General features: G+C 51.0%; 13 protein-coding genes. 9 read left to right on the top strand and 4 right to left on the bottom strand.

Annotation, left to right across the window (positions count from 1 at the left end; all coding sequences use genetic code 11):
• Positions 1-33 precede the first annotated feature (33 nt).
• The 3 genes from GRF59_RS15980 to GRF59_RS15970 all read right to left on the bottom strand — a co-directional run bounded on the left by GRF59_RS15980 (position 34) and on the right by GRF59_RS15970 (position 2389).
• Positions 34-711, bottom strand: coding sequence for an SOS response-associated peptidase (locus GRF59_RS15980; protein WP_160498707.1), 678 nt, complete (start codon positions 709-711; stop codon positions 34-36).
• Positions 712-797: 86 nt separating this feature from the next.
• Entirely contained in the window at positions 798-1148 is a 351-nt protein-coding gene (locus GRF59_RS15975; protein WP_160498706.1) for a YolD-like family protein, read from the bottom strand.
• A complete protein-coding gene (locus GRF59_RS15970) occupies positions 1145-2389 on the bottom strand; it encodes a DNA polymerase IV (RefSeq protein ID WP_160498705.1) in 1245 nt (414 codons plus the stop codon). The genes GRF59_RS15975 and GRF59_RS15970 overlap by 4 nt, the downstream gene beginning before the upstream one ends.
• Before the next feature lie 676 nt (positions 2390-3065).
• On the opposite strand from GRF59_RS15970, the gene GRF59_RS15965 reads away from it, so the two are divergent.
• From GRF59_RS15965 to GRF59_RS15940, 6 genes are all read left to right on the top strand, one after another.
• Positions 3066-5297: a hypothetical protein gene (locus GRF59_RS15965; protein WP_160498704.1), complete on the top strand. Its 2232-nt coding sequence runs from the start codon at positions 3066-3068 to the stop codon at positions 5295-5297.
• A gap of 171 nt (positions 5298-5468) precedes the next feature.
• Positions 5469-6701 (top strand): HEAT repeat domain-containing protein, encoded by a 1233-nt coding sequence (locus tag GRF59_RS15960; RefSeq protein ID WP_237391855.1) that lies wholly within the window; start codon positions 5469-5471, stop codon positions 6699-6701.
• A 22-nt stretch (positions 6702-6723) separates the two neighbouring features.
• Positions 6724-8112: a glycosyltransferase family 2 protein gene (locus tag GRF59_RS15955; protein WP_237391854.1), complete on the top strand. Its 1389-nt coding sequence runs from the start codon at positions 6724-6726 to the stop codon at positions 8110-8112.
• Positions 8113-8170: 58 nt separating this feature from the next.
• The gene (locus tag GRF59_RS15950) at positions 8171-8977 is read left to right on the top strand and encodes a response regulator (protein ID WP_160498703.1); all 807 of its coding nucleotides are present in this window, start codon (positions 8171-8173) and stop codon (positions 8975-8977) included.
• Between the two features lie 54 nt (positions 8978-9031).
• Entirely contained in the window at positions 9032-10393 is a 1362-nt protein-coding gene (locus tag GRF59_RS15945; RefSeq protein ID WP_160498702.1) for a nucleotide sugar dehydrogenase, read from the top strand.
• 15 nt (positions 10394-10408) lie between these two features.
• Entirely contained in the window at positions 10409-11329 is a 921-nt protein-coding gene (locus GRF59_RS15940) for a hypothetical protein (protein WP_160498701.1), read from the top strand.
• A 148-nt stretch (positions 11330-11477) separates the two neighbouring features.
• Here GRF59_RS15940 and GRF59_RS15935 read toward each other — a convergent pair whose 3' ends face one another.
• Positions 11478-11870 (bottom strand): YhjD family protein, encoded by a 393-nt coding sequence (locus GRF59_RS15935; protein WP_160498700.1) that lies wholly within the window; start codon positions 11868-11870, stop codon positions 11478-11480.
• Between the two features lie 192 nt (positions 11871-12062).
• On the opposite strand from GRF59_RS15935, the gene GRF59_RS15930 reads away from it, so the two are divergent.
• The 3 genes from GRF59_RS15930 (at position 12063) to GRF59_RS15920 (ending at position 13502) form a co-directional block, all read left to right on the top strand.
• Positions 12063-12560: a Crp/Fnr family transcriptional regulator gene (locus GRF59_RS15930; protein WP_160498699.1), complete on the top strand. Its 498-nt coding sequence runs from the start codon at positions 12063-12065 to the stop codon at positions 12558-12560.
• Position 12561: 1 nt separating this feature from the next.
• Positions 12562-12948 (top strand): VOC family protein, encoded by a 387-nt coding sequence (locus tag GRF59_RS15925; protein WP_160498698.1) that lies wholly within the window; start codon positions 12562-12564, stop codon positions 12946-12948.
• 185 nt (positions 12949-13133) lie between these two features.
• A complete protein-coding gene (locus GRF59_RS15920; RefSeq protein ID WP_160498697.1) occupies positions 13134-13502 on the top strand; it encodes a YuzC family spore coat inner layer protein in 369 nt (122 codons plus the stop codon).
• Positions 13503-13508 lie beyond the last annotated feature (6 nt).

Here is a 13508-nt window from a genome sequence, read left to right as displayed (position 1 = left end):
ATTTTGCGTTGTTTCTTTTGATATCTTGTGACGTTATGTGATGCTCTTTTCAATACAAAGTGGAGAATCATTTTTAACTGAATTCACTTCGGTATTTACGGGATAAGCCTCCATTTCGTCAGCCGGAAAAGGAATCAGAAGCTGCTGCAGCTCTTCCGTATTCGCGGCTCCGCGCCGTACCCAGCGAAGCTCGTCCTCTTGACGCAGAATGACCGGCATACGATCATGAATGGGCTCCATCAGCGAATTAGGACGGGTCGTGATGACGGTGCAGGTAGCAAGCTTGCTTCCGTCTTCCCGTACCCATATATCATACAGGCCTGCCATGCTGAACAGTTCGCTGCTTTTCAGCTTGATTCGGTAAGGGCGTTTCCCGTTTTCTGTCTTTTGCCATTCATAAAACCCGTCAGCCGGGATGAGACACCGTTTCCGTTCGAATGGGAGTCTGTAGGCTGGTTTTTCAAGCAGGGTTTCACTCCGCGCATTGATCATGCGGCTGCCTATGCTGCTGTCTTTGGCCCAAGAAGGAATGAGCCCCCACTTCAGCTCCCCGAGCCGAAGACGGTTTCCGTCATGAATGATGGATAGAACCATCTGCGTCGGCGCAATATTATACTGCGGGCGGTGATAGGGTATGGAGTGTCCGGGATCCATCTCGTATCGCAGCATGAGCTCCTCCAGAGATACAATCAGTGTAAAGCGTCCGCACATTAGGCATCTGCCCTCCTTCCATGGCGGCCCGTATCCGCCCCAGGGCATGATGGGCAGACACAGGCTTGGTTTTCTCCAGTGTAACGCTATATGGAGCTTTCCGCCACTGCATCGATGATTTGGTCAAGACGAATCCACTCGGGTCCCTCGCCTGTATCACCGCCCCAGCGGATCTGCCTCCGGGATGCATCGATTCGAAGCACATGACCGGTAAGCTGCAAATCTTCTGGTTCATCAAACAGTGTTATCGTAATCGGCGAATGGTTATACAACGCTTCTGCCATGACTCGGGCCATTTCCTCTTCAGCCTGCGGGTCGATCAGCGGCGGCTTGCGGTGTACCAGATGCTGCTGGTGCTGGATATAGGCTTCCCGGTGCTCGGGCAGCATCATGCGCGACGATTCGAACAGTCCGTTGCCTTGAAGTTTTTTGCTCATTTATAGTGACCTCCAATCCGAAGAGAGCGTTCCTGCGCCTGCCCGGAATCCTGGAGCGAAGAGGCGCGGAGAATGGCGGTTTCGCCAAACTTGCGCTTGATGCCGTCCGTAGCCCGCTCGAGATCCCGTTTCCGGTCACGGTCTCCGAACAGCGTCAGCTGTACCAGGGAGTCCGGACTGAGGTCGGATAAGGAGACACCGACTCTGCGGACCGGCAGGTTGTTCCAGTGACGGCGGAACAGAAGGCAGGCTGCACCATAAATTTCATCGGTGATGTTGGTGGGATCGGCAAGCTTCATCTGTCTGGAAAAGCCTGTAGGACGGTCATAGTCCGCCCCTTGGCAGCCAACGCTGACAACGCAGCCCATTAGCCCTTTCTCCCGGCAGCGCCGGCCTACCTGTTCGCACAGTTCCAGCAGTACGGCCTGGATTTCTTTCCAGTCCGTATAATCACGCGGCAGCGTCATCTGATGGCCTACACCCTTCTGCTGCTGCAGCTGGCTATGAGGGGTAACTGGAGAAGAATCTATCCCGCGGGCGATGCGCCACAGCACTTCGCCGTTCACGCCCCAGCGATCGGTCAGGCGGGGCAGGGGGGTTCGGGCCAAATCCCCGATGGTGTGGATGCCCATCTTGTACAGATGCCGGGTCATCCTCGAGCCGACCATGAACATTTCATGAACCGGCTTTTCCCATAAGGTTTCTGCCAGTTCTTCGCGCTCCAGCGTATAGATGCCGTCTTTGTTCTTCTTGGCATAGATATCACAGGCGATCTTGCTGAGCACTTTGCAATCGCTAATGCCGACCCGGACATAGACGCCGGTTTCATACAACACGCGGTGCTGAATTCGGCGGGCAATTTCAACCGGATTGCCGAACAAAGCGAGGCTGCCCGTGACATCCAGATGCTGCTCGTCAATGCTGTAGGGCTCCACAAGATCCGTGAAAGACTGCAGAATATCCGTAATATGCAGAGATACGCGGATATATTCGGCCATGCGCGGGCGAACGACGACGAGATGTGGGCATTTGCGAAGCGCATCGCCGAGCCGCTCCGCGGTCGTCACTCCGTATTTCTTGGCAAGCGGGCAGGCGGCGAGGATGATTCCCGAACGCCGGGCCGGATCTCCGGATACGACTAAAGGCTTGCCTTCATATTCGGGATGGGCGGCCTTCTCAACACTGGCGTAAAAGGACTGGCAGTCAGCCAGCATAATGACACGCTTTTTACTCTTGGCCATGGGACTCGCTCCTTATCATTTAAACAGTAGCAGGAACACATGTTCTTATTTTATTAGAATAGCGGAGAAATATTCTATTTTCAACCGGAATTATTTGCAAGAAGTACATACCGGACGTTTGATTTTTATAAATGATCCCCATTGTGCCTAGTTATAAAGGAGCGGAAATCTGCTAGGAGATCACACAAAAATAAACGGATAGTCATACCAATTGTATCCATATATATCCATTTTAAAAACAGTTGGGACTGTTAGTCCCAGCCGGGACTCTCTCCTTATTTTGAGAATCATGCGATTTTCTAAGAATGCTGTAGTGGTGCGGTTTATCGCTGCTGCTTTATCGGACTATAGTATCAATTTTGTAATCTTTATGGATAAAGATGTTAAAACGACCACAACTTTAGCAATTTTTCGACGTATACATAACCAGTTGTCGCTTCGGCCAAGGAAAGTTACAGCTGCTTCACTACTCATGCAGACGTCAGTGCCGAAGAAAAGGCAGCTGCCGTTTTTTGGTTGTTGGAAGGATCGGGATAGGTCGCCAGGTTCTGAAAATTCCTTCCAGCAGCCTAGTTTACAGATTGGTAATCTTCGTTAAAAATTAAGTTATGACAAAAATCGAGAGTGCCGGGCCAAGGCAAGGCCAAGCCAAACCAGAGGTGAGAACTTTCAGGCGATGATCAAACGTAGAACATTAATCATCTGGATCACTGCAGCCGCCGTTCTCATTGCCGGAGGAATTGTTGCAGGTTTTACGGTCAACCATTCTCCGGTGACGGCATACAAGGATCAAGATGGTACCCGGTTCACATTTAAAACCCAGGGCGACCGTTTTATGCGATATGACAAGGACGGAAACTGGAAGGAAGTGTTTGTGAAGGGTGTAAACCTGGGTGCAACGGTACCTGGTCATTTTCCGGGTGAGCTTCCGGCCACCGAAGAGGATTATCTGCGCTGGTTCAAGCAAATCGATGAAATGGGGGCTAACGTTATCCGTGTGTACACGGTGCATCAGCCGGTATTTTATTCGGCGCTTGTGAAATACAACAAGGGTAAAGGCGACGATCCGTTGTATTTTATGCAGGGTATATGGTCCCCGGAGGAAGAGCTGATTGAGCAGCAGGATGCTTATGTGGAAGATATCAGCAAGCAGTTTAGAGCAGAAATTCAGAAGGCGGTAGCCGCTGTATACGGCGATGTTACCGTGCCTCCGAAGCAGGGGGCATCGAGCGGGGAATACACGGCGAACGCCGGTAAATACTTGATGGCCTGGCATGTCGGAACCGAATGGGACCCGGAAATGGTCAAAAACACCAATAAGAAGCACAGCAGTGTTCCGGTATACAAGGGCGCATACTTCTCGGGCACCCCGGATGCTTCTCCTTTCGAAAGCTGGCTCGCAGGACTCTTAGACTACACGGCCCAGCAGGAGAAGCAGTATGGATGGGAGCATCCGGTAACATTCACCAATTGGGTGACGACCGATGTGCTCAGTCATCCCGGAGAACCGCTGTTTGAAGAAGATATGGTGAGTGTGGATGCGAGGCATGTCCAGCCGACGGGCTGGAAAGGCGGATATTTTGCCGCATACCATGTCTACCCGTATTATCCGGACTTCTTCCGGACAGATTCTACGCTGCAGACGATCAAGGACAAGCAGGGCGATTTCAACACCTATAAAGCCTACCTGCATCAGCTGAAGGCCAAGTTCAAGGATATGCCGATTATGGTGACCGAGTACGGAGTGCCTTCATCGGTAGGGGTGTCCCACTTTGGGGCCGGAGGCCGGGACCAGGGCGGGCATAACGAGCAGGAGCAGGGAAAAATCGATGCTTCGCTTACCCAGGATATATACGACGAAGGTTATGCGGGAGCCATCTTGTTCATGTGGCAGGATGAATGGTTTAAGAAGACATGGAACACCATGCCGTTTGAAATTCCTGCCGACCGCCGGGCCTATTGGATTAATGTATTGACCAACGAAAAGATGTTTGGCGTGCTTGGTATGCTGCCAGGCAAAGAAAAGCAGATTACGATCGACGGCAAGCTGAACGATTGGGACGGCTTGGCGCAGAATGAAGTCAAGCACTGGCAGGGAAAGGTTCCTGGCATCCAGGATATGAGAATTACGCATGACGAAGGTTACCTCTACCTGGGAATCCGGCTGGACAAGGACTTTGATCCCAAGACCTCCAAACTGTATATCGGCGCCGATACGATCGCTGGCGGCAACGAACCTTCCGCTGCGCAGCTTCCCGGCAAAAAGCTGGAGGGTGGAGCTCCGGAAGCGCTGATTGAAATCGGCAAAGACAAGGAATCGCAAGTAGAGATCGCGTCCGACTATGATTTTCATGCGAGACTCTACGGTAAGGAAGGCTACTGGATGCTGCCCGAGACGACAAAGGAACAAGAGACTCCGTTCCATCCTTGGAAGCTGGCCATCAGCCTGCAGATGAATCCGCCGGATACGCGCTTTGCGCATCCGTTTATTGACAAGACGATAGGAACTTTGAAAAGGGGGACGACGGACCGCAGCAAGGCCCAGTTCGACTCTCTAACTTCTTGGCAGTACAGCGGTAATGTGATAGAGATGCGCATTCCGTGGATGCTTCTGGGCTTTTCCGATCCGAGTTCTCTTCAGGTTATCGATTACAGTCCGCTGAAGGAAAGACGCGCATTCAGCACGGTCAAGACGGATGGCATCCGGTTGATTCCATGGCTGGTTGAGCAGAATGGCACCCGGGTAAGCTGGCCTGGAGGAACGGCTAATACCTTTGACATCAACGATATTGTTCCTTACAGCTGGCAGCCGTGGGAAACGGTTCAATACAGCGAACAGCTGAAACAAAGCTATTACTCGATGAAGGATGTGTACAGCCAGCTTTCGGACGAGCGAGCCTCTAAATAATGCAGACTTCACGGAAGATAACCCAAAGTCTAGCGGGAATGTTCCCTTGCGATGGATGCATGACTCGTTTCGTCGAAAGCTTATAAATATACGTCTGACAAAACAAACCGGATAGGAAGAAAACATTCGAAGGATCGGGCAGAAGTCCATAGAGCGATAAAAATCGGACGGATGCCGAAATCCCGAAAGGAGGAAACTGCAGCGATGTTCTCGCATTTAATCGTCGCGTATATCTTTATTTATATATGCCTTGGGCTGATTGGCCTCGGAATTATCCTTCTGCTCCAGATGAAAGTATCGCATAACAAAGAACAGCACCGCAGAGAAATGTATGAGCAGAAGCATCATGATTACTTCAAGTATATCCAGGCTCATCTTGAGGAAGAAGGTGCACTGAGGTTACCGCCAGGCAAGCTGAAGCCGCTTGAACGTAAGGTGATCCAGGAGAAGTACATGGAATGGATTGAGCAGTTCAAGGGAGATTACCGCGCAAGGCTGATCCAGCTGTGCAGGGATGCCGGTTTTGTGGAGGCTGATCTGAAGGCGCTCAGCAGCGTAAGTTTCGGCCGCAGACTGGATGCGGCTTATCGTCTCGGAGGCATGCGTGCCGAAGAAGCGGTGCCTGCACTGCTGCAGATGCTTCAAAAGGGCAAATATAACTCGTTGTCCATCATTATCGCGCGTTCTATTGCCAAGAGTGCCCAAAAATCCGAGGATGTGCTTGAAATGTTGCGGATACTGCTGTCCCACGGTAAGCCGATTCATCATTTGGCCGCAGATATAATGCTGGAGTCGGGAATGGATGCGAGCGGTCTTCTCTTGAAGCTGCTGGACGATCCGGACCCGGCGCTCGTCAAGGTCGGCTTGGTGGCGATGTGGGGACAGGCCGTTCCCGAAGTCATGCCGGTTCTCGGCAGACTGGTCGGCTCGGAGGAGAAGGATGTTCGTGCCGAAGCGGTCAAGCTGTATCTCAGCTCGAACCCTGCGCTCAAGGATGAGACGATAGTCCATTTGATGAGCGACCGCAATTGGGAAGTTCGGGCGGCGGCAGCCAAGGCCCTTGGTCCGCTGCATGCTGCGGGAAGCATTCCGCTGCTGGTCAAAGCCTTGCAAGATGCCAACTGGAAGGTGCGGTACAACAGCGCTGAAAGTCTGGCAGCGCTGGGCGAAGCCGGATTTGAAGCACTGTGCCAGGCCGCGCTCAGCGGAGCAGGCATTCAGCGTGAGGCTGCGCTGCAGCGTATTGAGCTTGTGATGGAGTTAGAGCAGGAGCACAGCGCAATCGAGCAGATGGTAGCCTACAACAAGAAGCGCCTGATTCACGACCGTTATTTCGGAGTGAAGCGGAAGCCGGTCAAACGCATGACGGGCGTAGCCGCGGTAGGAGGGGATTACACTGCTTAGAGAAACTTTACTCGTATACGGCATGGTAACCATTTATTATGTCATGATCGTTAATATTTTGTATTTTGCGATTATGGGGTTATCGTACCGTAACATCTTAACCATTTTCAGAAGATCCAAGTATTCGAGCTATAATACGCTTTCCGGCTCCGAGCTGGTGCCATCGGTCTCTCTGCTGGTTCCGGCCTATAATGAAGAGCTTACGATCATCGAGAACGTGTACTGCCTGATGACGCTGAATTATCCGACCTACGAGGTTATTGTCATCAATGACGGGTCGAGCGACAAGACGCTGTCTGTCCTGATCTCGGAATTCGGACTCAAAAAGATGTCCAATCCCGAAATCAGGGGGACCATCGACACGCAAAACATGAGAGGCATTTACCACAATCCCGATTATCCACAGCTGTTTATTATAGATAAAGAAAACGGAGGCAAAGCGGATTCGCTCAACGCCGGAATCAACTTTTCGCATTATCCGCTGATTTCTTCCATTGATGCGGATTCGCTTCTGGAGAAGGATGCCCTGATCCGGATGGCGCGCATGTATATGGAGAACCCGGAGGAAATGGTAGCCATTGGCGGCGACGTCCGCATCGCGAACGGTTGTCTGATCGAGAACGGTGCCGTCCAAAAGGTGTCGCTGCCACGGAAGATATGGCCGATGTTCCAGTCTATTGAGTATCTGAAAGCATTTCTGGGTGGACGGATCGGCTGGAGCCATATGAATGGCCTGGTTATCGTATCCGGAGCCTTCGGATTGTTCCGCAAAGACTATGTAATTGCCGTCGGCGGCTATCGCGGAGGATATCCCGGTGAGGACATGAACATTATTATCAAGCTCCACCGGTACATGCTCAGCCACAAGCTGCCTTACAGAGTGGCCTTTTGCCCCGAGGCGGTCTGCTGGACGCAGGCGCCGGATTCGTACAAGATCATTTCCAACCAACGGATGCGTTGGGGCCGCGGAAATCTCAAGAACATGATCGAGAACCGCGGGATGCTGTTCAATCCGAAGTACAAGGTCATGGGCATGATCACGATGCCTTACAACGTTTTGTTTGAAACACTGAATCCTTATTTTAGAATCACGGGCCTGTTGGCTCTGATGGGATATACGCTTTTGGATATGACGCATTGGCGCATACTGCTTACGTTCTTTCTTCTGAACTTCCTGAGCGGTTATCTGCTGAGTGTGGGCGCCATTATTCTCGAGGAGATCGCCTTCCGCAGGTTCAAGAAACTGTCCGATCTGTGGAAAATGCTTCTCTTCTCAGCGCTCAAATTCGTCGGTTACCATCAGCTTGGCGTTCTGTGGCGCATACAGGGCCATATTCAGTACCTGCGGAAAAATAATTCCTGGGGTGCGATGACAAGACAAAGCTGGAAGGAAGAAAGCGAGGCTGCCTAACTCGGCGTGATTCGTTGAATCAAATACTCTATTATTCTTTGAAAGGTGGGAATTGATAATGCCGGAGTCCGTAACTTTGCAGCGTGAACAGAGCACCGACGTGTATCACAATCTGGGAGAACGCTTCAAGGAAACCTCACGGGAGCTTTGCGGAATCATGTTTTTATATTGCAGCGGTAACCCTCCACAGCTGGAGAGCCGGGTGCGAGACTTTTTACAGCAAGAATCCGGGATGGAATTTGAGGTGCTGAAGGACAGCTCCACGCAGACATTGGCCGTTCTTCTACCGGGATTCACACTGGATGCGACCCATTATCAGGCATTGCTGCTGAAGCAGCATTTGCTGGAAACGATGGAGAATGTTGATCCAAGGATTACGCTGACCGTATTTCCGGGACAAGTCGATCCGACGCCGGGAGTCCTGAAGCAGATGGCCGAGTCCACGAGGCTCAGCGCGTCGCCCGATATTCATATTTTCACCAGAGAGGAAGCCAATCAGGAGCCAGGACGGATTCTGATCGTCGATAATGACGATACCGTCCGTGAGTTTCTGACCATTCGCCTCAAAATGCAGGGCTTCGAGACGCTGGAGGCGCTTGATGGGACGTCGGCCCTGGAATTGATTGAGAAATGGGAGCCGGATCTCGTGCTGACCGAACTGAATCTGTACGGCATTGACGGGCTGCCCTTCATTCACCAGATTCAGCAGCTGCCGGTGGAGAATACGCCGAAAATCGTCGTCCTTACGGAGCAGCGGGTGGAACGCACGATCAGCCAATGTTTCCAAAACGGGGTTGACGATTATGTAACGAAACCTTTTTCTCCGGTAGAGCTGGATGCACGAATACACCGGTGTTTTCACTAAAAGATCATCCGCTTCAAACGCATAACAAATACATCATACGGAGGTTGAATGCTAGTGAATCAGGAATATGAGCAACTGTTGAATGCAATTGAGGATAAAAAAGCTGTATTGGGTGTTGTAGGTTTAGGATATGTCGGACTTCCGCTGGCTGTCGAAATGGTCAAGCAGGGCTTCACGGTCATCGGCATCGATGTGGATCCGTCTAAAATCGAGCAGATTTATCATGGCGATTCCTACATCACCGATATCTCTTCTGAAGAGCTAAAAGCATGCGTGGCCAGCGGCCGCTTCAAGCCGACGACGGACTATAGCATGATCACCGTGATCGACGCGCTCAGCATCTGCGTACCGACACCGCTCAGCGAAAATCAGGATCCGGATACATCTTACATTACCAGTGTGGTCGATCAGATCAAGCTTCACATGAAAAAGGGCCTCCTTATTACGCTCGAGAGCACCACGTACCCGGGAACAACTGAAGAGTTGATTCAGGACAAAATCGAAGCTCTTGGCTATCGGGTAGGTGAGGATTTCTTCCTGTGCTTCTCGCCTGAACGCGTTGATCCGTCCAATACACGCTTTAATACATTCAATACCCCGAAGGTTATCGGGGGAACAACCGAAGCCTGCCTGACACTCGGCACCGCCCTCTATTCGAAATACGTGGAACAGGTCGTGCCTGTCACTTCGCCGAAAGTAGCTGAAATGTCCAAGCTGCTTGAAAATACGTTCCGCAGCGTCAACATCGCCTTCATTAACGAAATGGCCATGATGTGCGACCGCATGGGCATTGATATCTGGGAGGTTATTGATGCGGCAGGAACGAAGCCTTTCGGCTTCATGCCGTTCTATCCGGGTCCGGGCATTGGCGGGCACTGCATTCCGCTGGATCCGATGTATCTGTCATGGAAGGCCAAAGGCTTCCGTTTCTACAGCAAATTTATCGAGCTTGCGCAGTCGACGAATGACAATATGCCATATTACGTGATCAACAAAACGTCCACTATTCTGAACGAATACGCGAAGTCGATCAAAAAATCGAACATTCTGGTACTTGGCATGGCCTACAAACCGGATATCAGCGATCTTCGCGAATCTCCGGCGCTTGAGGTGTACGAGCTCTACAAAGAGAACGGTGCGAACGTGGAGTATTATGATCCGCATGCCGTGAGCTTCCGGGACAAGAACGGGGAGACGGTCTACAGTGTGGATTATGATCTTGCGAAGTTCAAGACCTATGACTGCATCGTTCTGACCACCAACCACAGCGGGCTGGATTATGGCGAAATCGCGTCCATGGGCGTACCGATCCTCGATACACGCAACGCATTCAAAGAATTTAACGAGCCGCATATTTACAAAATCGGGCATTCGGTTCAGCACATCGAAGAGCCGAATATGGCTCTAATCGTATAAAAAAGGAGGAGGAGGATGGGAGACTTACTGGCAAAAGCAAAAGCGAAGCCTCGCATGGTCCTGGTCGTCTGCTGCTTGCTGCTCCTGCCCTTCCTTTTCAAATCTTCTTCTATGGAAGAACATAAAGCTACCTGGCTGTGGGATGCCTCATTGATTGAAAATCCGGGGAAGATTCTGGCCTTCTGCAAGGAGCAGGGAGTCGATGTCATTTTCCTTCAGATTCAAAAAAATGTGGAAGCAGATCAGTACAGGCATTTCATCGCCGCTGCTCAGCAGGAGGATATTTCGGTGCATGCCCTGGATGGCCGGCCGCAATGGGCGTATCAGGAACAGCAGAAGGAAGCGGATGGTTTTATCGAATGGGTTCTCGATTATAATGACAAGGCTTCGCCTGAGGAACGTTTTGCCGGCATTCAGCTTGATGTGGAGCCGTATCAGCTCAGACGCTGGGAACGTGAACAGAGCAGCGTGGTAAGCGAGTGGAGCCGCAATATGGAGAAGTGGACGGATATGGGGCGAAGAGGCGGGCTGTATATGAGTGCCGCAGTTCCGTTTTGGCTGGGTAAGGTGGAAGCGGCAGACAGCAGCGGAAATCTGAGCCGATGGATGCTGGGCAGGTTTGATGCCTTGGCCGTCATGTCCTACCGTGACAGCGGAGAGAAAATGGTGGACTTGTCTAAGGGAATGCTGAGTGAGGCCGATGAGCTCGGGAAATCCGTATGGATCGGTATGGAACTGGGCGATACGGAAGAAGGATCGCATGTAAGCTTCTTCGGCAAACCGCTTCCTGTCATGGAGGAGGAGATGAAGAACGTATACCGTCTCAGCGATTCCTATTCTTCCTTTGCAGGTCTGGCGGTACATCATTATGAAGCATGGCATGAAAAGATGGCTTCGGCAGATCCGAAGCGGAAGCAAAGCAGCATGAGAAATTGACATCAGGACAAATTGCGAAGAGAAGCATTCCATGTAATTCATGGAATGCTTCTCTTTTTGTGCGTATGTCTTCGGTTTTTGATGGATTTCGATATAGAACCGGCCAATCTGATCAGCGAATACATGGCAGCGGATCAAGGAGTCTTTTTCATTGGCTATCACCTGCAGTCAGGTCGATCCCCAAATACGTGCAAAGCTCGGTAGCGGTCTCCGCTTTGATATAGGACCAGAGCATGAAGAAACGCCGCTGATATCCCCGGCATAAATAAAGGGTCTCCACGCCCTGGGTGCTCCGGTTCTCTTCATATATGCGGATGCCGCGCGAACGCATGTCTTTGCGGATAGCTGCAAGCCGGTGCATGGCTTTGTTTTGGACTCCGGACAGGCCGCGGATATAAACGTCAGGCAGCTTGAGCGCAAGCGAATTCATGGTACGGATATCCCGTTCCAGAACATCCAGCAGAATGACGTGCAGGACATAGATTTTAACGAGCAAGGTGTCTTCTTCGGCCGGGGCAGGGGGAAGGGATGATGCTTTCATCGGAGCACTTCACTTCCTTGGATACCAGAAATAAGAACGTGTGTTCTAATTATAATCATGTTACGCCAAAAGTATGCTTGATGGCAAGAACCAATTCACTGGAAAAGTTGCTTGATCTTTCTGGTATAATGGTTGAAGCAGTGGCAGCCTGAGCCAGAAAAGAAAGACTAAGGATTGGGGGAAGATAAAGATATGATTTTACATAAAGGAGAAATATTGTTCCACCAGGGGGACAGCGGAGAATATTTGTATCACATCAAGAGCGGACTTTTTAAAGTCACCCGTCTTCATGAAAACGGAAACGTAGTGCTTTTTAATATATTGTATCCTGGGGAAACCGTGCCTCATCATTCGTTGATTACCCCGAAGGAAACCCATGGGACGGCAATAGCCCTCATGCGCAGCGAAGTGGAAAGAATTCCTGCCGAGGAATGGTATCGCGAGGTTCGCGAGAGTCCGGGGAAGGCATTGGAGATCGCGCTGCTGCTTCAGGAAAAGGTTCGATTCATGCAGAAACGGCTGGATCATTTGACGGTAGGTACACCGGCGGAGCGGCTGGAGCTTTTGTCGGAATGGCTGGATGATTATTCTCATGGCGTTCATTTTACCGAGTTGCTGACGCAAGAGGAAATCGGTCAATTGATCGGCGTACGTCGCGAGACCATTAATCGTTTGCTGAGGGGGCATTAGATTGCTGCATCATGTGGAAATCAATGTATCGGATATTAAGCGCAGCCGGGAATTTTGGGAATGGTTCCTGACCGGTCTGGGGTATGGCATTTTCCAGGAATGGGAAGAGGGCTTCAGCTTCAAGCAGGGCAAGACCTATCTGGTATTCGTCCAGACGGAAGAGCGTTTTATGGATAAGGTATATCATCGAAAAGCAACGGGGCTTAATCATTTGGCTTTTCATGCGGAGTCCCGCAGCCAGATCGATGAGATGGTCAGCACCCTCAAGGATAAAGGAGTACCCATCCTCTATGGAGACGAATATCCATATGCCGGCGGACCGGGACACTATGCGGTGTTTTTTGAAGATCCGGACCGAATCAAGGTCGAGTTGGCCTGCGAAGCCTAATGCCCGCAAGACGATGACAACTGAATCCAACAGATGATAAAATACCAGCCCTGCCGAGCCATACTAGGTACTCGAGACGGGGCTGTTTTTTTTTCATGTCTCGTGTTCAATGGGGATGATCTCACAAAAGCCCATACCGGCACATATAATGGGTTATCTGTACACTGAGAAAGGAGATAACTCTGATGAGTTACCCCCCATATTACGGCTATTACATGATACCTAACGCATATTCCAATACGCATTCGTGGCTCCGTGAGTACCCGCAGGTGAAAACCGATACCTTAAATCAATCGATAGAAGGCTACTACAAGCTGATGGAAGAGGGCTACCGCATTCTCAGCAAGCTGTCAGAGCATTCGTTTGCAGTGCAGGTGATGACAGCCGCCCAAGCCGGCAATAAGCAGGAGGTAGACCGTTTAATGAAGTCGATCAGCACCACGGCAACGATCCAATCTGAGTATTCTCCCAGCGGGATTGGCATAACAGTGGATCCCAAAGTTCAACACGATGCGTGCTGTAAGCTCGCTATGTTTTTGAAATGGGGAAAATAGCTGCTT

The organism is Paenibacillus dendrobii (assembly GCF_009807035.1).
Lineage (GTDB): Bacteria > Bacillota > Bacilli > Paenibacillales > Paenibacillaceae > Paenibacillus_AQ > Paenibacillus_AQ dendrobii.
This window is presented reverse-complemented; position numbering and strand designations above follow the sequence as displayed.